This is a genomic window from Polaribacter sp. L3A8 (genome assembly GCF_009796785.1).
In the GTDB taxonomy this organism is placed as follows: Bacteria; Bacteroidota; Bacteroidia; order Flavobacteriales; family Flavobacteriaceae; genus Polaribacter.
The window spans coordinates 4,038,793-4,059,069 of the sequence record NZ_CP047026.1; the positions used below are offsets into that span (position 1 = coordinate 4,038,793).

The following is a 20,277-nucleotide window of genomic DNA, read 5'->3' on the forward strand; positions in this document are numbered from 1 at the left end:
TACGTTAAAACTTATAATTATGACTAGAGAAGAGAAATCACAAGTAATACAAGATTTAACAGCAGTATTAGCAGGAACAAATACATTATATTTAGCAGATATCTCTGGATTAGATGCACAAACTACCTCTAACTTACGTAGAGCTTGTTTTAAAGCAGATATTCAGTTATCAGTTGTTAAAAACACATTACTTGCAAAAGCAATGGAAGCTTCAGATAAAGAATTTGGAGACTTACCATCAGTATTAAAAGGTAATACATCAATGATGATTTCTGAAGCAGCTAATGCTCCAGCAAAATTAATCAAAGAATTCAGAAAGAAAACTAAAGATAGACCTATTTTAAAAGGTGCCTTTGCAGAAGAATCTGTTTACATTGGTGATGATCAATTAGATGCTTTAGTAGATATTAAATCTAGAGAAGAGCTTATTGGTGAAATCATTGGATTATTACAGTCTCCAGCTAAAAATGTTATTTCAGCATTACAGTCAGGTGGACAAACACTTTCAGGTATTATCAAGACATTATCTGAAAAATAATTACGCGCACAAATAAACTATAATAAAACAAAATTTTAAAAAACAATTACAATGGCAGAATTAAAAGATTTCGCAGAACAATTAGTTAACTTAACAGTAAAAGAAGTTAATGAATTAGCTACTATCTTAAAAGATGAGTATGGTATTGAGCCAGCAGCAGCAGCAGTAGCAGTAGCAGGACCAGCAGCAGGAGGAGATGATGCAGCAGATGAGCAAACTGAGTTTGACGTAATCTTAACAGCAGCAGGTAGTTCTAAATTAGCAGTTGTAAAATTAGTTAAAGAATTAACTGGTTTAGGTTTAAAAGAAGCTAAAGGTATCGTAGATAGTGCTCCTGCAGCAGTAAAAGAAGGTGTATCTAAAGATGAGGCTGAAGGTCTTAAAAAATCTTTAGAAGAAGCTGGAGCTGAGGTAGAGCTTAAGTAAGCTACATATCCCGAGTACGTTAAGGCGTAACGGGAAAACAAATTTAGGTTTAGGTACTAAGAACTAACGTTTTTAGACCTAAACCATTTTGTGTATATATTCGTTTTTTATTTTAATTTAGATTTTAATCAAAAAAATACTCTCTTTTGGCAACGAAAAACACTACTGAAAGAATCAACTTCGCTACTTCTCAAATGATTAAGGAATATCCAGACTTTTTGGATATTCAGGTAAAATCTTTTCAAGATTTTTTCCAACTTCAAACAAAGGCAGAAGAAAGAGGTGAAGAAGGTTTGTACAAAACCTTCATGGATAACTTTCCAATTACAGATACAAGAAATCAATTTGTATTAGAATTTTTAGACTACTTTGTAGATCCGCCAAGATATTCAATACAAGAATGTATTGAAAGAGGTCTTACACACAGTGTGCCTTTAAAAGCACGTCTTAAATTGTACTGTACAGACCCAGAACATGAAGATTTCGAAACAATTGTACAAGATGTTTATCTTGGTACAATTCCTTACATGACAAACTCAGGTACCTTTGTAATTAATGGGGCAGAGCGTGTTGTGGTTTCTCAGTTACACAGATCACCTGGTGTATTCTTTGGACAATCTTTCCATGCAAATGGTACAAAATTATATTCTGCAAGAGTAATTCCTTTTAAAGGTTCTTGGATAGAATTTGCTACCGATATCAATCAAGTAATGTATGCTTATATTGATAGAAAGAAAAAATTACCAGTTACAACATTATTCAGAGCTATTGGTTTTGAAAGAGATAAAGATATTTTAGAGATTTTTGACCTTGCTGAAGAAGTAAAGGTATCTAAAGCTGGATTAAAAAAAGTATTAGGTCGCAAGTTAGCAGCTAGAGTTTTAAAAACTTGGCATGAAGATTTTGTAGATGAAGATACTGGTGAAGTTGTATCAATCGAAAGAAATGAAATTATTTTTGATCGTGATACCATTTTAGATAAAGAACATATTGATGAAATAATTGATGCAGGTGCTAAAACCGTTTTACTTCATAAAGAAGATAACGATATGGCAGATTATGCTATTATTCACAATACACTACAAAAAGATCCTACCAATTCAGAAAAAGAAGCAGTAGAACATATTTATAGACAATTACGTAATGCAGAACCGCCAGATGAAGAGACTGCAAGAGGTATTATAGATAAGTTATTCTTTTCTGAACAAAGATATAATTTAGGTGAAGTTGGTCGTTTTAGAATGAATACTAAACTTCAGTTAAATGAACCTATAGATCAAAAAGTATTAACGAAATTAGATATTATAACGATTATAAAATATCTTATTGAATTAATAAACTCTAAAGCAGAGGTAGATGATATTGATCACTTATCTAACAGACGTGTAAGAACTGTTGGTGAGCAATTAGCAGGTCAGTTTGGTGTTGGTTTAGCTCGTATGGCTAGAACAATTCGTGAGCGTATGAATGTACGTGATAACGAGGTGTTTACCCCTATCGATTTAATTAATGCAAAAACATTATCATCTGTAATTAACTCATTCTTTGGTACCAACCAATTATCTCAGTTTATGGATCAAACGAATCCATTAGCAGAGATTACTCACAAGCGTAGATTATCTGCTCTTGGACCTGGAGGTTTATCTAGAGAAAGAGCTGGTTTTGAGGTGCGTGATGTTCACTATACTCATTATGGTCGTTTATGTCCTATTGAAACTCCAGAGGGACCAAATATTGGTTTAATTTCTTCACTTTCTGTTTTTGCAAAAGTGAATAACTTAGGGTTTATAGAAACTCCATATAGAAAAGTTATTGAAGGTGTTGTTGGAAAAGAAGAACCAACTTATTTAAGTGCTGAGGAAGAAGAGGGAATGAAATTTGCTCAATCTAACTTAGAATTAAAAGAAGATGGAACTTTTATTGCAGAAAGAGTTATTGCACGTGAAGGAGGAGATTTCCCTGTAGTTAGTCCAGATGCGATTAATTATATGGATGTTGCACCTAACCAGATTGCATCAATTTCTGCATCTTTAATTCCTTTCTTGGAACATGATGATGCCAATAGAGCGTTGATGGGATCTAACATGATGCGTCAGGCAGTACCATTATTAAGACCAGAATCTCCAATTGTAGGTACAGGTTTAGAACGTAGAGTTGCAAAAGATTCTCGTATCTTAATCAATGCTGAAGGAGCAGGTGAGGTTACTTATGTAGATGCAAACAGAATTACAATTAAGTATGATAGATCTGATGAAGAAAAACTTGTAAGTTTTGAATCTGATGAAGTTTCTTATAACTTAATTAAATTTAGAAAAACCAATCAAGGAACAAACATCAACCTAAAACCTATTGTTGAAACAGGAGATAGAGTTGAAGAAGGTCAAGTTCTTTGTGAAGGTTACGCAACACAAAAAGGAGAATTAGCTTTAGGTAGAAATATGAAAGTAGCCTTTATGCCTTGGAAAGGGTATAACTTTGAGGATGCAATTGTAATTTCTGAAAAAGTGGTTCGTGAAGATATATTTACATCTATACATATTGATGAGTATTCTTTAGACGTAAGAGATACAAAATTAGGAACTGAAGAGTTAACTAATGATATCCCTAACGTTTCTGAAGAAGCTACAAAAGATTTAGATGAAAACGGAATGATTAGAATTGGAGCAGAGGTAAATCCTGGTGATATCTTAATTGGTAAAATTACACCAAAGGGAGAGTCTGATCCAACTCCAGAAGAAAAATTATTACGTGCTATTTTTGGTGATAAAGCCGGTGATGTAAAAGATGCATCATTAAAAGCTTCTCCATCATTAAGAGGTGTAGTAATTGATAAGAAATTATTTAGAAGAGCTGTTAAAGATAAAAACAAGCGATTAAGAGATAAAGAAGCTGTATCTAAGTTAGAGGCATCTTTTGTATCTAAGTTCGAAGGTTTAAAAGATGTTTTAATAGACAAATTGTTTATGCTTATTAGCGGAAAAACTTCGCAAGGAGTTTATAATGATTTGGGTGAAGAAGTTTTACCAAAAGGTAAAAAATATACACTTAAAATGTTAAATTCTGTAGATGATTATGTGCATTTAACAGGTTCTTGGACAACGGATAAAGAATTAAATAGTTTGGTAAGTGAATTAGTTCACAATTACAAAATTAAAGTAAACGATTTACAAGGTTCTTTACGTCGTCAAAAATTTACAATCTCTGTAGGAGATGAATTACCAGCAGGTATTTTAAAACTTGCCAAAGTTTACATTGCTAAGAAACGTAAATTAAAAGTTGGTGATAAAATGGCAGGTCGTCACGGTAATAAAGGTATTGTAGCTCGTATTGTAAGAGCAGAAGATATGCCTTTCTTAGAAGACGGAACTCCAGTAGATATTGTATTAAATCCATTAGGGGTACCTTCTCGTATGAACATTGGTCAGATTTATGAAACTGTTCTTGGTTGGGCAGGTCAAAAATTAGGAACTAAATATGCAACACCAATTTTTGATGGTGCATCTTTAGAACAAATCAATGAGATTACAGATACAGCAGGTGTACCAAGATTTGGACATACTTATTTATATGATGGTGGAACAGGAAAACGTTTTGATCAACCGGCAACAGTTGGTATCATTTATATGATCAAGTTAGGTCACATGATTGATGATAAGATGCACGCTCGTTCTATAGGACCATACTCTTTAATTACGCAACAACCTTTAGGAGGTAAAGCGCAATTTGGAGGGCAACGTTTTGGAGAGATGGAAGTATGGGCACTTGAGGCTTATGGAGCTTCAAGTATCTTAAGAGAAATCTTAACTGTAAAATCTGATGATGTAATGGGTAGAGCTAAAACATACGAAAGTATTGTGAAAGGTGAAGCTATGCCAGAACCAGGTTTACCAGAGTCGTTTAACGTATTAATGCATGAACTTAAAGGTTTAGGTTTAGACGTTAGATTAGAAGAATAATTTTAGTAAACAGTCATCAGTATTCAGTGGCAAGTCGGCTTCTGAATACTGTTTACTGAATACTGCCAACTGAATACTGAATACTTTTTAAAGACATGGCAAGAAAACAAGAGAAATACACTGTAAAAAAGTTTAACAAAATCTCAATTGGTTTATCATCACCAGAAGCTATTTTAGAAATTTCTAAGGGTGAAGTTTTAAAACCAGAAACTATAAATTACCGTACACATAAGCCAGAAAGAGATGGTTTATTTTGTGAGCGTATTTTTGGTCCTGTAAAGGATTATGAATGTGCTTGTGGAAAGTACAAAAGAATTCGCTACAAAGGTATCGTTTGTGATAGATGTGGTGTAGAAGTAACTGAAAAGAAAGTACGTAGAGATAGAGTAGGGCATATCAACTTGGTAGTTCCTGTTGCTCATATTTGGTACTTTAGATCATTGCCTAACAAAATGGGATACCTTTTAGGTTTACCATCTAAGAAGTTAGACATGATTATTTACTACGAACGTTATGTAGTAATTCAACCAGGTATTGCAAAAAATGTGGAAGGAGAACCATTACAAAAAATGGATTTCTTAACGGAAGAAGAATATTTAGATATTGCTGATGAGTTACCACAAGATAACCAATACTTAGACGATACAGACCCTAATAAGTTTATCGCTAAAATGGGTGCTGAATGTTTAATTGATTTATTAGCACGTATCGATTTAGATGGGTTGTCTTTTGAATTAAGACATAAAGCAAATACAGAAACGTCTAAACAACGTAAAACTGAAGCTTTAAAGCGTTTAAATGTTGTTGAAGCATTTAGAGATTCTCAAAAAAATAGAGAAAATCATCCAGAATGGATGATCATGAAAGCAATTCCGGTAATTCCACCAGAATTAAGACCTTTAGTTCCTTTAGATGGAGGACGTTTTGCTACTTCAGATTTAAATGATTTATATAGAAGAGTTATTATTAGAAACAATCGTTTAAAAAGATTGGTAGAAATAAAAGCTCCTGAAGTTATTTTACGTAATGAGAAACGTATGTTGCAAGAATCTGTAGATTCATTATTTGACAACACTCGTAAATCATCTGCAGTAAAAACAGAATCTAACAGACCTTTAAAATCTTTATCAGATTCATTAAAAGGTAAACAAGGACGTTTCCGTCAGAATTTATTAGGAAAACGTGTTGATTATTCTGCACGTTCTGTAATTGTTGTTGGACCAGAATTAAGACTGTCAGAATGTGGTATACCTAAAGATATGGCAGCTGAACTTTATAAGCCTTTTGTAATTAGAAAATTAATTGAAAGAGGGATTGTAAAAACGGTTAAATCTGCAAAGAAAATAATAGATAGAAAAGAACCAGTTGTTTGGGATATTTTAGAAAATGTAATTAAAGGACATCCAATTTTATTAAACAGGGCTCCTACTTTACACAGACTTGGTATACAAGCATTTCAACCAAAATTAATTGAGGGTAAAGCGATTCAATTACATCCACTTGCATGTTCGGCCTTTAATGCCGATTTTGATGGGGATCAAATGGCGGTTCACTTACCATTAGGACCAGAAGCTATTTTAGAAGCACAATTATTAATGTTGGCTTCTCATAATATCTTAAATCCTGCAAATGGTGCTCCAGTAACAGTTCCTTCTCAGGATATGGTACTTGGTTTATATTATATGACTAAAGAAAGAATCTCTACTCCAGAAGTTAAAATTAAAGGAGAAGGATTAACTTTTTATTCACCAGAAGAAGTAACAATTGCTTTTAACGAAGAAATGGTAGACTTAAATGCTGGAATAAAAGTAAGAACTTATGATGTTGACGAGAATGGAGAACAAGTTAGAAAAATTATAAAAACTACTGTTGGTAGAGTTTTATTTAATGAAGTTGTTCCTGCCAAAGCTGGTTATATTAATGAGGTATTAACTAAGAAAAATTTACGTGGTATTATTGGTGGTATTTTAAAAGCTACAGATATTCCTACAACAGGAGATTTCTTAGATCAGATAAAAAATATGGGATATAAATTTGCCTTCCAAGGTGGTTTATCATTCTCATTAGGGGATATCATTATTCCTAAAGAAAAACAATCTATGATTGATGAAGCCAATAAAGAGGTAGATATCATTGTAGGTAACTATAACATGGGTATGTTAACGCAAAAAGAGCGTTACAATCAGGTAATTGATGTTTGGGGTTCTACCAACAACAGATTAACTGAGTTATCTATGAAAAACTTACGTGAAGATCAACAAGGTTTCAACTCAGTATACATGATGCTTGATTCTGGTGCAAGGGGTTCTAAAGAACAAATTCGTCAGTTAACAGGTATGCGTGGATTAATGGCAAAACCTAAGAAATCTACAGCAGGTGGTGGAGAAATTATTGAGAATCCGATTCTTTCTAACTTTAAGGAAGGTTTATCAATTCTTGAATACTTTATCTCTACTCACGGTGCGCGTAAAGGACTTGCAGATACCGCTTTAAAAACGGCAGATGCTGGTTACTTAACACGTAGATTGGTAGATGTTTCTCAAGATGTTATTGTAAACGAAGAAGATTGTGGTACATTAAGAGGTTTAGAAGTTGCTCCATTAAAGAAAAATGATGAGATTGTAGAATCTTTATCAGATAGAATTGAAGGGCGTGTTTCTTTACAAGATGTTTATCATCCATTAACAGAAGAACTTATATTAGAAGCAAATCAAGCAATTACTTCTAAATTAGCTGAAGCTGTAGAAAAATCTGGAATTGATAAATTAGAAGTAAGATCTCCATTAACTTGTGAGTCTACTAGAGGTATCTGTGCAAAATGTTACGGACAAAGTTTATCTACTCTTAGTAAAGTACAAATTGGTGAAGCAGTTGGTGTTATTGCAGCACAATCTATTGGTGAGCCTGGTACACAGTTAACATTACGTACTTTCCACGTTGGTGGGGTTGCAGGTAATATTTCTGAAGAGAATAAATTAATAGCTAAGTTTGAAGGTAAAGTTGTTATCGATGATTTACGTACAGTTGTTGGAAAAGACAATGATGGTAAATCAATTGATATTGTAATATCTAGAACTGCAGAGATTAAAATTATTGATAAGAAAACAGGAATTACTCAGAGTACAAATATTTTACCTTACGGTTCTATTATCTTTGATAAAGAACGTAAATCGATTAAAAAAGGTGAAGTAATTGTTCAATGGGATCCATTTAATGGTGTAATTGTTTCTGAATTCGGTGGAAAAGTGAAGTTTGATAACTTACAACAAGGTATTAATTACTCTGTAGAAGTTGATGAGCAAACAGGTTTCCAAGAGATTGTAATGATCGATTCTAAGAACAAAAAACTAATTGCTTCTTTAATTATTGAAGATAATGATGGTAACGCATTACGTTCATACAGTTTACCTTTAGGTGCACACTTAATGGTTACTGATGGAGATAAAGTTGATGCCGGTCATACATTAGTTAAAATTCCTAGAAAATCTGGTAAAGCAGGGGATATTACAGGAGGTTTACCACGTGTAACAGAATTATTTGAAGCACGTAATCCTTCTAACCCATCTGTAGTTTCAGAAATTGACGGTGTTGTTTCTTTCGGGAAAATTAAGCGTGGAAATAGAGAAATTATTGTTGAGTCTAAAACTGGAGATATTAGTAAGTATTTAGTTAAGCTTTCTAACCAGATCTTAGTTCAAGAGAATGACTTTATTAAAGCAGGTATGCCATTATCAGACGGAGCAACAACTCCTTCAGATATTTTAAGAATTCAAGGACCATCTGCAGTACAAGAATACTTAGTAAATGAAATACAAGAAGTATATCGTTTACAGGGTGTGAAGATTAACGACAAACATTTTGAAGTTGTTGTACGTCAAATGATGCGTAAAGTTAAAATTATAGATTCTGGAGATACATTATTCTTAGAGAATCAATTAATTCATAAAATTGACTTTATTCAGGATAACGATGCAATCTACGGAATGAAAGTTGTTGAAGATGCTGGAGATTCTGAAAACTTAGTAGCAGGTCAAATTATTTCTGCACGTCAATTAAGAGATGAAAATTCTTTATTAAGAAGAAATGATCAAAACTTAGTAGAAGCAAGAGATGCTAAACCAGCAACGGCAGAGCAAGTATTACAAGGTATTACAAGAGCATCACTACAAACAAAATCGTTTATTTCTGCAGCTTCCTTCCAGGAAACTACAAAAGTATTAAACGAAGCTGCTGTAAGTGGTAAAATAGATACTTTAGAAGGTCTTAAAGAAAATGTAATTGTTGGTAAGAGAATTCCAGCAGGTACAGGAATGAGATCTTATGAAAAAATTCTAGTTGGTTCTAAAGACGAAATGGAAAAAAGTTTCTAAATAAACGTTTTTAACGTTATAATTTTTTAAAAGTTGAATTGTTTGCTGTAACTTATTACACTATTCAATTCAACTTTTTTTTTTATTTCTTCTCGAGCGCAGTCGAGAGGTTTATAATTTAGGTTTCGACTGCGCTCGACCTGACAAATTTATTAAAATGGAAGAAGATCAAAACAAAGACGGACAAATAAATATAGAATTAGATCAAGAAATTGCGGAAGGAACGTATTCTAATTTGGCAATTATTAATCATTCTATGTCAGAATTTATTGTAGATTTTATTAATATTATGCCAGGTGTACCAAAGGCCAAAGTGAAATCGAGAATTATATTAACTCCTCAGCACGCAAAAAGGTTAACCCAAGCTTTAGCAGATAATGTTAGAAAGTTTGAACAAGCCCATGGAGAAATTAAAGATTATGAACAACCTCCAATTCCAATGAATTTTGGACCTACAGGTCAAGCTTAATATATTAAAGACTGCTTTTAAAGCGGTCTTTTTTGTTTTTAGTTTAGAATGAATTATTTGGGTAATATAATAAAGGTTAAAAAACGATATAACAATTTATATTAGTTACTAAAAAGGTATTATATACTTTAGAACTAAGTGTTGTTAGGTACTTTTAAAGTTAGGTATGTGAGGTATCTAAAGGTGTTTGTAAACTTGTTTTTTTAGATCTAATAAAATCTAAATAATGGTTTCTATTTGCCTACTTTTCTTTTTTAAGACATCATAATATAAAAAATCGATTATTTCTTTTTTACATTGATAAATTGGTCTTGAATTCCAACTATGATTTCCGTTTTGTACGCTGTATAAATAATACGGTTTGTTTATAGATTTTAGTTTATTCGCAATCGCTTTAGATCCAAATAATTTTAAATACCCAGCAGACTCTAACGTGCAGAAATGATGTGGGGCTATGTTGTATGGTACTAATCTATCTTGTATTCCATGAAACAATTGCGTAGGAATTGCTGTTTCTTTGGTGATGTTGTTAGTAGAAGTTATTGCGCCTGCCATAGCTATAATACCGGCAAATTTAAAATTGCGATTTAATATTTTATTATTATAAACATAGGCTAAATTTAAAACGGCTTCTGCGCCTGCACTAGAACCTACTAATATTATTTTGTTAGGGTCTATTTTAAACTTGTTTTGATGTCTTAAAAAATAGTTTACAGCATAACTAATATCTTTAGATGTATCGTTAAAAGCAGCTACTTTTAATGCTGCTTTTGTTGTACACCCAAAACCTGTGCCTTTCATGGTTAATCGATAAGATATCGATGCAACAGCGTACCCATATTGGGCCATTTCTTTGGCAAAATCAGTAGAAACTTTATCTTTTCTATCACCTCCAGAAAAACCACCACCATGAACATAAATCAACAAAGGAACTTTACCTTTTATTTTTTTAGGTTTATAAAAATCTAACTTTATATTTTTCTCTTTTTTTATCCTCTGATACGTATAGGTTCTCTTAGAAAATTTAGTGTTTTTTTCTAAATATCTTTCTTGTGAAAAAGTATTTAGAAAGAATATTATAAAAAAAAGAGAGAAGCTAGTTTTCATTTTAGATTATGTTTTTACTTTATTTATAATCTTCCTTAAATTTAGGTATAAAAAAGTATTTGTTTTGGCATAATAAAAAGATAATATACAAACTGAGACTAAGAATAAGATAGCCCCAAAGATTGCTTCTGTAGGTGTTAAGTTCTTACCAATGATATTTTTTAAGCCATAACCGGTAAAGCTTCCGTAAATTATAATAAAATGAATTACATAAATAGAAAGTGTTTTTTGTCCTATCTTTAAAATTAAAGGGGTTTTTAAATATTTTTCGAAGCTATAAAAAAAGGCGAAAATTAATAACACATTTCCAAACCTTGTAAAGAGGTAATTATAGCTAGCCGAATCCATTAACAGTTGAGAGTTTAATAATTTTGAAAAAAAAACGAGTATATTTGAAGAGCACAAAATTAAAATGATTCCAAAAGTGATAAAAGAAGTTATGATTATTTTCTTAAAACTTTTTTTCAATAAATTTTTATGAAAAATTGTTGCTAAAAATGCACCAAAGAAAACATAACCAGACCAAGGAATAATTGTAAATATAGATCCGTTACTTTTAGAAATGTAATTGTTTAAAAAGAGTGGGATTGATGTTGCATTTAAGGTTCTATATAAGGGTTCTGTTATAAATATACCAACACCAAAGGTTAATGTGATTATAGAGAAAAGAATCGTTTTTTTGTTGCAAATAAAATATAAACAAATAATTAATATTAGGCTTAAACCTATTATCTGTAGTACATCAATTACTAAAAAGTAAGTATTAAATTTTGCTGCCAACCAACCCAATATAGGAACCCTTAACAAATAACCAAGACCAATTAAAAAGAAACCTCTTGTGATCCCTTTTATCATTCTTTGTTTTTCTAATCCTTTCTCTTTTGCTTTTAATAAAAGATACGTAAAAATTAAACCAGAAATAGTAAAAAATGTAGGAGCTGTTATACCTCTAAAATAAGACCAAATAATAAAAGCTGGATCGTTTAAATCTCTATAAGAAACTGCCAATAGCGTATCTATAAAATGCCCTTGAAGCATCATTAAGATTGCAAAAGCTCTAACAATATCAATAAAATACAACCTGTTTATATCCACAGAAATAATATAATTTCTGTTAAAGATAAGCGAATTTATAAGTTATATAATTAATTTTAATGTTTTAGATGGTATTTAAATTAAAGCTGTCTACTTTTATTTAATAACCAAAAGTCTGCTAAAACTAAAGCAGTCATTGCTTCTACAATTGGTACAGCTCTTGGTACAACACAAGGATCATGACGTCCTTTACCTGTAATTTCTGTAACTTCATATTCCGAGTTAATAGTTTGTTGCGAACTCATAATTGTTGCAACAGGTTTAAATGCAACTCTAAAATAGATGTCCATACCATTGCTTATTCCACCTTGTATTCCTCCAGATAAGTTTGATTGTGTAGAACCATCTGCATTAAAAATGTCGTTATGTTCAGATCCTTTCATTTTTGCACCACAAAAACCACTTCCAAATTCAAAACCTTTTACAGCATTTATAGATAACATGGCACTACCTAATTGTGCATGTAGCTTCTGAAATATAGGTTCTCCTAAGCCAACAGGTACATTTTGAGCAACACAAGTAACGGTTCCACCAATGGTATCACCTGCTTTTCTTATTTCTTGTATTCTTGTTATCATTTTTTCTGCAGAAGCTTCATCCGGACAACGAACAATATTACTTTCTGTTTTAGAAAAGTCTAAATCTTGATACGGTTTGTCTATAAAAATATCTCCAACAGAAGATGTAAAAGCATTAATTTTCATGCTTGCAATTAGCTGTTTAGCCAAAGCACCAGCAACTACCCAGTTGGCAGTTTCACGAGCAGAACTTCTTCCACCACCTCTATAATCTCTGTTTCCAAACTTCTTATCGTACGTATAATCTGCATGAGAAGGTCTGTATACATTTGTATTGTGATTGTAGTCTTTAGATTTCTGATTGGTGTTTTTAATAATAAAACCAATAGAAGTTCCTGTTGTTTTTCCTTCAAAAATACCAGAAAGAAACTCAACAGTGTCTGGTTCTTTACGTTGGGTAACAATTTTAGATTGCCCAGGTTTACGTCTGTTTAACTCATTTTGAATAGCATCAAAGTCTAGTTCTAGCCCTGCAGGAAAACCATCTATAACACCACCAATAGCGGTTCCATGAGATTCTCCGTACGTTGTTACTTTTAATAAATTTCCAAAGGAATTAAATGACATAATTATATAATTAGAATAATGAAGGCAAATATAAGAAACTAGTATACAAGAACTCTAGATAAAAACAATTTTGTACCGATTTCTAAAAAAAAAATAATAGCTAGAATCCTTGATTTATAGTGTGATATGATTTGTTATGAATGATACTCAAAAAAAAAATAAAAAAAAAGTACTTTTTGTTTTTATAAACTAAAAAACCTTTCTATATTTGCAGCCGCATTCAGCGAATAGCTGATGAGACACACACTGGAGAAATGGCAGAGCGGTCGAATGCGGTAGTCTTGAAAACTATTGACTGTAACAGGTCCGGGGGTTCGAATCCCTCTTTCTCCGCAGAAAACCTCGTAATCTTTTGATTACGAGGTTTTTAATTTTATAGGTATTGTATAGCGTTTTGTTTATCTTCTTTTTAGTTCAATTTATGGAAGTTTTGACCTTTATCCCTAGTACTTCTGGTAATAATAATTTAGCAATAGCAATTGAGGTATCCAAAATAGTAAGAGTTTAAAAAAAAAGCTCTTGTTTTTTATGCTACTTCACAACTTTTTGTGTTTATCCCTCATTTAACTAAAATCATAGCGTGAAAAAGCAGGTTTGTTATAACGTTTAGAAACTAATCTACAAACATTATTACTAATACGTTCTTTTGTGTTTTTTAAAGTAGTGTAAATTTCATTGGTATTATAAACACTTTCTACAAGTTCAATATCTTTAGAAAAAGTATCTTCATTTGTAGTCATTAATACTCTAGGGATAATAATAGCCTTATCTTTTTGAACAGATAATTTATTAGTATCCATATCCCAAAATGCTTGTTTTGGAAACGTATTAGATATGTTTATTTTTTTAGCCAATGGTTTATGGTATTTAAAAATAGTCTTTAATTACTGTTTAAAAATATGTAATTACTTTATCTAAAGTAACTATGTGTATCATTTATTGTATTGTAAATGTTATACTTAACGATGTAACTTACTTACATATTAGACGTTTATTTCTATTTATCGTTACAAAAATAAAGTTAATTATTCTAAATAAAAAAACCCAGTGCGAACGACTGGGTTTATATTTCAATATTTTAAAGTGCATCGCCAAGAGCTTACGTTTGGTTGGGCACTAATGCAAGGTATGATATAAAAACAACTTATACAAAGTAACCTTAATATGATTTATTATAGCCAATTTTATTATTGATTATAGTTTTTAAAACCTCATTATTAGAATTTACTTTAAAAAGTTCATTAATAGCGTCTTTATATTCTATATACCTCTTTTCAGAAATTTGACTTAAAAAATAAAGAATTACTCTAATAGACGTATCTAAAGAGTGTGTTTTATCATTCTCTATTGGTATTTGTGGCGAACTAAATATTGTAAAATTAGTATTTGCATCAAACAACAAATCACTGTGAGTACAAATATTTCTAATATATCTAATCGTTTTTAAATAGTTTTTAAAATTTTGTAAACTTAAAACATCGTATTGTTTTGCTATTGTTCTTTTTAAAGATTCATTCAATAATGCATCATATAAATTAATTGTGCTTCCTAAAGACATAAATTCTATAGTTTTCCAAGCAGGTGCGTACTTATGATTTCTATATTTTAAATGATGCTTCTGTATTGGTTTATTATTAATGGTTTTAGAGGTCAGTATTTAAATTCATATCTTTAAAAACAACAAATACAGTAATATTATGAATATATTTAAAGGACAAAACCTTCTAGAGTTTGCTGATCGGTTTAAAACGGATGAAGATTGCAAGAAATACTTGGCAGATATTAAGTGGAAAGATGGATTTCAATGTGTTAAATGTGGACATAAAAAGGCTCAAATAAGAAAAGATTTTTCACGGACATGTAATATTTGCTCTCATCAAGAATCATCTACCTCAAACACACTTTTTCACAAGGTAAAGTTTGGTGTTAGAAAAGCTTTTTTTATTGTTTTTGAAATGAGTACAAGTACTAAAAGCCTTTCTGCTAGTTATGTTGCAGTTCGTTTTAGCGTAACAGAAAAGACAGCCCGTTTATTTATGCTCAAAATTAGAGAAGCAATGGAAAGTAGTGGAAATAGTCCTATGACCGGTATTGTTCATGTGGATGAATTTGTTTTGGGTGGACGAGAAAAAGATAAAGTAGGAAGAAGTTATAATGCTAAGAAAAAGAAAGCTATAACTGCTGTTGAACTAACTGAAGATGGAAAAGTTAAAAGAATGTATGCCATGAGAATCGAAGATTTTTCAGCTAGTTCTTTGCAATATATTTTTGTGAATCATATCAGTCGAGAAGCTAAAGTGATAACCGACAAATGGAGAGGTTACAGACCTATTGCGAAAGCTTATAATATTACTCAAATAGAAAGTAATGGAGGTATGAATTTTAAAGCACTTCATACAATGATTCATCAAGTGAAATCTTGGATAAGAACAACGTATTCTTGGGTAAGTGACTTTAATCTAAATAGATATTTTAATGAATTTTGTTTTAGAATTAATCGATCACAAAGTAAAGCAACAATATTCAATAACTTAATAACAAAAATGGTTCAAAAGGATAAAGTAGAGCAGCACAAAATTATATGTAACTAACTACTGACCTCTAAATGGTTTTAATATTCTTGTTATAAAAATTATAAAAACCTTCTACAAAACTGTTTTTAACAATTTTATTATTTGTAAACCAAATAGAATCTTTATGATATTGGTTTGATGCAAAATAAATTAATTGTGTTTTAAAGTTAATTTCAATTCTATTTAAGATTCTTACTAATATATTTTTAAGGTCTACATCTAAATAATATAAAGCTAAAACATCTGAGAATTTAGTACCTGGTTTAAAATTATGGTCTTTATCAATTTCTAAAGGACTCCAATAAAAACCTAATCTATAATAACCAATATCTAAAAGCACTTCTTTTACTTTTTCTATACCAGAATCAAATACCAAACCTCTATATTTAAGTTTTTCTACTTGTTCATTTATTGTAGTTGCTTTATTAGCCATATATTTTCTTTTTCAATTTTTAAGAGATTGCTTCGTGCCTCTCAATGACAGACATTATGGTAATAACATTAAGAATTCACTACAATCTTAATTTAGCTCACAACTTTTTTATTTTTTTGGAGTTCGTGATTCTTAAGCGTTTTCAACGATTAAGATTTCATCATCAGTTAAACCATACAACTCATAGACCATAGCATCTATTTGTTCATTCATTTTTATTGTTTTGGTATTCACGAATCTCCCTAAATTTTTCTATAATTAAGAATTTTCTACAATTGCAATTTCTTCTTCTGTTAAACCATATAATTTATAAACCATTTGATCTATTTCTTTTTCTAAACTACTGGTGTCTGCTTCTGGATTTTCTTTTTTAAGGGACAATATTTCGTTTACTAAAAAAGCTAATTTATCTTGTGATTCATTTACTGAATCCTTAATAGGAAGTAAATCAATATTGTGAATAGCTACGGCAGTAGTGAATTCTGCACCCAAATTGAAGGTATTATCATAATAAAAATCCATTAGTTTAGAATTCATTAATGATAATATATATTCAATCTTATATTTATTATTATTAATTATTGTACCATTTATAGTTTGCATATAATAAAAACCAGAATAATCGATAGTCCCTTTTATTTTGCCAGAAATATGTTGCGTAATAATCTTTTCTTCTACTTCAAAATTCTCTCTTTTTCTACTTCGAGTTAAATGTTTAGTTCCATCAATATATTCAATATATTCAATAGCGCTTTTTGGAGTGTAATATTTATCTATATTTTTACCTCTTAAAATAGGTTTATAAATTTCATTTTTTTTCTCCTTTGAAATAAATTTTTTCTCATTACCGGCTATTATGCCTTGAAGAGTTTCTGAAATTGAACCTAAGTTAATACATTGATTTTTAATCTTTTTCAATAATGAAATTTTATTTTCATTTAAATAGATATTAAACCTTTTACCTATACTTTCTTTAAAAACAGACTGCTTAATTGATTTAGGTTTTACATTTTTATCTATATACTTTACAAAATTATAAATTTCAATATCATTAATATCTGAGATAACCTTATCTAAAATTAAGATAACAACTTCACTTGTTACATCTTCAAATACTCCAAGTTTAAAACTTAATAATTCTTTAATCGACGTTTTATTTAATATAAATTCTCTAATCAATAAATACTCATTTGAGCGTATCAAGTTTCTAGGGACTATAAAACTAGATTTAGCTTTTTGATTTGATATATTATAGAATTTTTCAATAAACAATGAAAATAAGTTTACTCTATTAGAAGCAGTTTTGAAGTTTAATTTCAGATATTCAACCTGTTTTTTTGAAATTTCTCTCATATCTAAATATGGCGGATTTCCAATAATAGTATCAAAACCAACATACGCACCCTCATCACTTAAAACCTCTGGAAACTCAAAGCGCCATTCAAAAGCATTATGATAAATAGCGTTGTTTACTATTTCTTCTTTTTCTAAATAAGCTTTTTCTGCTTTGATTTTTAATTTTTTAAGCTCGTCTTTTTCTGTTTTTTTAATCTTTTCACCAAAAGTTTTTAAATTGTTTTGTCTTTCTTGTTCGTTTATTAATTTCCCTTGTGCTTTTTCAAAATTCACTAAAAAGGATTTATCTAAAGTACTTTTAAAGTTATTTTTAACTTCATTAATTATTTTTAATACCTCTCTTTTACGCTCTTTGCTATTGGTTTCTTTATACTCAGTTACAGCATTTTTATAATCTGTAAAAGTATAATTAAGGTCTTTATTTTTAAAAGCTTCTTTTAAATCGTCATCTAATTTAAATCGGCTAATTAAAGAGTTACCACATTTAATATTAATATCAATATTTGGTAGTGTTTGTAGTCTGTTTTTAGGCGTGTAGTATGCGTTTTTAAGCAGTTCTATCCATAAACGAAGCCTACATATCTTTACAGAATTTGGGTTGATATCTACACCAAATAAACAGTTTTCTATAAGGGTTTGTTTCTCGTGAAATAAAGTATGTTGCACTCTTGCACTTTCTTTATCTGTAGGGTTGTATTCAAATAATGCACCTTTATCATCAATTACATATAATTCATCATTTACAATCTCTATATCGCAACGCAAAGGCATTCCTTTGGCATCCGTTAAAATTTTTAATTCGTTTTTTATAACAATTAACTCATTTAAGGCGCTTACTAAAAAGTGTCCAGAACCTACTGCTGGGTCACAAATTTTAATACTATTTACAATGTTGTTTAATCTCTGTAAATCATCAACTTTAAATAATCTACTACAATAAGATTGCAAATCTTCAAATGTTTCTATTGTGGTTTCTTCTTGTTCTTTAAATTTTTGAATTACAGTTCTTCTTATCGTTTCTCTACACATATACATTGTTATATATGCAGGTGTATAAAATGAACCTTCTTTGTAACCGTTTATCTTCTCGAAAATTAAACCGAGTACAGAAGCGTTAATTAAAGATTTGGTTTCTTTTTCATCTTCTATACCTTCTGTACCATCTGTAGCAAAATTATAGGCATCTAAGAACTTAAAGAGGTATTCTAATGTGGTAAGTTTTCCTTTTTGCTTTTTACCGTTAGCATCTTTTAAAACAGTACCGCTATAAATTGCTATTTCATCATTATTTAAAGCAGATATTTCAAAAGCTTCCTCTTCTAATGTATTGCGCTCAAATAAAGAACTATTTAAGTAAGGTATATCTTTATACTTGTCTTTATATTTTGGGTGTCTTTGGTCTTCTTGTTTTGCTAATGCAGAAAAGAATAAATCATTTAAATCATCAAAACCATTTATAAATTTTGCGTTTAAGAATTTATACTTTTCATCGTTTTGATGATAGGTTAATAATTGAGATTCTAATAATTTTAAGAATAAAATTCTATTTACCCACGTTAAGCATAATTCTAAACCTGCATTAAAAGGCTTGTCTACACCATTAGGAATACTTTTTATATTAGATAAGTAATCTCTATCTTCTAAATGAAATATTGTGTTTTCTAATAAAGAAGCGTAATCTCTGTCTTTAACTTCTTTTCTGTTTATTATCTTTTTCCCTTTGTCTTTTACTTCTTCTAAACCAATAATGTGCAATAACTCATTATAGAATGTTTTGTTTAATTGGTTACTGTCATTACCAAAAGGATGCCCTAGAATATGTACATCAGAAAATATTTTATATAATGTGTTTAGGTTGCCATCTTTTAGTTTAGATAAATTGGTCTTGGTAAAATCTAAATGAACAAAAGGCAAATCTTGCTCTATTTCTGCAATGTATTTTTTAGCTATTTCATTGTAGAATAATTCGTTTTTAGTAGTGTCTTTTAAACCATCTCTAAAATCTTTATATTCTTTTATTAAGGCTTTATTTTTAAAGAAGTAATTGTAAAAATCTTCACTTTTAAACAAATACCATTCATAACCATTTGTAGCAATTAGGTGTTTTATATTATTGTTGTTATTATCTAATCTTTCTCTTAAATAATACAATAATAACTCTTGTAATGCTTTTCTATTAAGATTATCTTCTCTTAAAAACTCGGCTTTGTTACTTGGTTTTTTTGCTTCTATAATTACACCTATATCAGATGTTGGTTTATCTTCTAAATAAATTGCTAAATCTATTCTGTCTTTAGTGTTGATGTAATTATTAGTGTAAAAAGTAGTATTAAAAAAAGTTGTAAAATGAGATTTAATATGTTCCTCACTTTCTCCATTATCGTCACTTAATTTTACAGCATTAATACAATCTTGTAATTGTACTATAAAGTTTGTAACGTCTTTTCTTAAAGGTTTGTGTTTTCTATATGCAGGATTTAATGCTTTTCTGGTATTTGTTTTGTTCATTTAAATAGCCTCTTTTTTTGTAATCATTAAAAGTACCAAAATCAATTGAGATATAATTATGGGAATCCATATTTATATAAATATATAAGAATATAAATGTATAAAAACATAAAAGTATAAATAGATATATGTGTTTTTATATAAAGTGATTTAATGAACTTTAAATTAAGAAGTTTTAATACTATGAGAGTAGGGGAGTTTTATTTTTTTAGGCACACTATAAATTGCAGCGTTTAGATTAAAGTTGGATCAACACAAAAAGTTGTGGAGTAAATTAAAAAGCATGAACTTTGCTTTCTAA

13 protein-coding genes and 1 tRNA gene are annotated in these 20,277 nt (G+C 30.1%); 7 read left to right on the forward strand and 7 right to left on the reverse strand.

All coding sequences use genetic code 11. From position 1 onward, the window contains the following. Window positions 1–19 precede the first annotated feature (19 nt). The 5 genes from rplJ to GQR92_RS16885 all read left to right on the forward strand — a co-directional run bounded on the left by rplJ (window position 20) and on the right by GQR92_RS16885 (window position 9,759). Window positions 20–538: a 50S ribosomal protein L10 gene (gene rplJ, locus GQR92_RS16865; RefSeq protein ID WP_158841577.1), complete on the forward strand. Its 519-nt coding sequence runs from the start codon at window positions 20–22 to the stop codon at window positions 536–538. Between the two features lie 51 nt (window positions 539–589). Further along, window positions 590–964 carry a 50S ribosomal protein L7/L12 gene (gene rplL / locus GQR92_RS16870; RefSeq protein ID WP_158841579.1) on the forward strand — a complete coding sequence of 125 codons (375 nt, stop codon included), beginning with the start codon at window positions 590–592 and terminating at the stop codon, window positions 962–964. Window positions 965–1,110: 146 nt separating this feature from the next. Beyond that, complete coding sequence (gene rpoB, locus GQR92_RS16875; RefSeq protein WP_158841581.1) at window positions 1,111–4,920, forward strand: DNA-directed RNA polymerase subunit beta; 3,810 nt, start codon at window positions 1,111–1,113, stop codon at window positions 4,918–4,920. Window positions 4,921–5,015: 95 nt separating this feature from the next. After that, complete coding sequence (rpoC, locus tag GQR92_RS16880; RefSeq protein WP_158841583.1) at window positions 5,016–9,290, forward strand: DNA-directed RNA polymerase subunit beta'; 4,275 nt, start codon at window positions 5,016–5,018, stop codon at window positions 9,288–9,290. A gap of 157 nt (window positions 9,291–9,447) precedes the next feature. Continuing rightward, window positions 9,448–9,759: a DUF3467 domain-containing protein gene (locus GQR92_RS16885; protein WP_105050526.1), complete on the forward strand. Its 312-nt coding sequence runs from the start codon at window positions 9,448–9,450 to the stop codon at window positions 9,757–9,759. 219 nt (window positions 9,760–9,978) lie between these two features. Here the strand turns inward: GQR92_RS16885 and GQR92_RS16890 are convergent, their stop codons facing one another. The 3 genes from GQR92_RS16890 to aroC form a co-directional block, all read right to left on the reverse strand. Next, entirely contained in the window at window positions 9,979–10,866 is an 888-nt protein-coding gene (locus GQR92_RS16890) for a carboxylesterase family protein (RefSeq protein WP_158841585.1), read from the reverse strand. Between the two features lie 6 nt (window positions 10,867–10,872). Continuing rightward, the gene (locus GQR92_RS16895; RefSeq protein ID WP_158841587.1) at window positions 10,873–11,961 is read right to left on the reverse strand and encodes a heparan-alpha-glucosaminide N-acetyltransferase domain-containing protein; all 1,089 of its coding nucleotides are present in this window, start codon (window positions 11,959–11,961) and stop codon (window positions 10,873–10,875) included. 80 nt (window positions 11,962–12,041) lie between these two features. Beyond that, window positions 12,042–13,106, reverse strand: a complete 1,065-nt coding sequence (gene aroC, locus GQR92_RS16900; protein WP_158841589.1) for a chorismate synthase — start codon at window positions 13,104–13,106, stop codon at window positions 12,042–12,044. A 248-nt stretch (window positions 13,107–13,354) separates the two neighbouring features. Between aroC and GQR92_RS16905 the strand changes: the two genes are divergently transcribed. Continuing rightward, window positions 13,355–13,439, forward strand: a tRNA-Ser gene (locus GQR92_RS16905). A gap of 230 nt (window positions 13,440–13,669) precedes the next feature. Here the strand turns inward: GQR92_RS16905 and GQR92_RS16910 are convergent. Together GQR92_RS16910 and GQR92_RS16915 are read right to left on the reverse strand one after the other, a co-directional pair. Further along, window positions 13,670–13,960 carry a DUF6922 domain-containing protein gene (locus tag GQR92_RS16910; RefSeq protein ID WP_199269154.1) on the reverse strand — a complete coding sequence of 97 codons (291 nt, stop codon included), beginning with the start codon at window positions 13,958–13,960 and terminating at the stop codon, window positions 13,670–13,672. A 305-nt stretch (window positions 13,961–14,265) separates the two neighbouring features. Further along, complete coding sequence (locus tag GQR92_RS16915) at window positions 14,266–14,763, reverse strand: Abi family protein (RefSeq protein ID WP_158842233.1); 498 nt, start codon at window positions 14,761–14,763, stop codon at window positions 14,266–14,268. 40 nt (window positions 14,764–14,803) lie between these two features. On the opposite strand from GQR92_RS16915, the gene GQR92_RS16920 reads away from it, so the two are divergent. Then, complete coding sequence (locus GQR92_RS16920; RefSeq protein ID WP_158837462.1) at window positions 14,804–15,697, forward strand: IS1595 family transposase; 894 nt, start codon at window positions 14,804–14,806, stop codon at window positions 15,695–15,697. Window positions 15,698–15,707: 10 nt separating this feature from the next. Here the strand turns inward: GQR92_RS16920 and GQR92_RS16925 are convergent, their stop codons facing one another. Then, on the reverse strand, window positions 15,708–16,112 hold the full coding sequence (locus GQR92_RS16925) for an Abi family protein (protein ID WP_158841591.1): 405 nt from the start codon (window positions 16,110–16,112) through the stop codon (window positions 15,708–15,710). A gap of 258 nt (window positions 16,113–16,370) precedes the next feature. Then, window positions 16,371–19,976 carry a type IIG restriction enzyme/methyltransferase gene (locus tag GQR92_RS16930; protein ID WP_158841593.1) on the reverse strand — a complete coding sequence of 1,202 codons (3,606 nt, stop codon included), beginning with the start codon at window positions 19,974–19,976 and terminating at the stop codon, window positions 16,371–16,373. Window positions 19,977–20,277: the final 301 nt, after the last annotated feature.

What these genes read in the sequence shown, in the direction of transcription:
- rplJ (WP_158841577.1), top strand. Translation starts at nt 20, where the DNA reads ATGACTAGAGAAGAGAAATCACAAGTAATACAAGATTTAACAGCAGTA.
- rplL (WP_158841579.1), top strand. Translation starts at nt 590, where the DNA reads ATGGCAGAATTAAAAGATTTCGCAGAACAATTAGTTAACTTAACAGTA.
- rpoC (WP_158841583.1), top strand. Translation starts at nt 5,016, where the DNA reads ATGGCAAGAAAACAAGAGAAATACACTGTAAAAAAGTTTAACAAAATC.
- GQR92_RS16885 (WP_105050526.1), top strand. Translation starts at nt 9,448, where the DNA reads ATGGAAGAAGATCAAAACAAAGACGGACAAATAAATATAGAATTAGAT.
- GQR92_RS16890 (WP_158841585.1), bottom strand. Translation starts at nt 10,866, where the DNA reads ATGAAAACTAGCTTCTCTCTTTTTTTTATAATATTCTTTCTAAATACT.
- aroC (WP_158841589.1), bottom strand. Translation starts at nt 13,106, where the DNA reads ATGTCATTTAATTCCTTTGGAAATTTATTAAAAGTAACAACGTACGGA.
- GQR92_RS16920 (WP_158837462.1), top strand. Translation starts at nt 14,804, where the DNA reads ATGAATATATTTAAAGGACAAAACCTTCTAGAGTTTGCTGATCGGTTT.
- GQR92_RS16925 (WP_158841591.1), bottom strand. Translation starts at nt 16,112, where the DNA reads ATGGCTAATAAAGCAACTACAATAAATGAACAAGTAGAAAAACTTAAA.
- GQR92_RS16930 (WP_158841593.1), bottom strand. Translation starts at nt 19,976, where the DNA reads ATGAACAAAACAAATACCAGAAAAGCATTAAATCCTGCATATAGAAAA.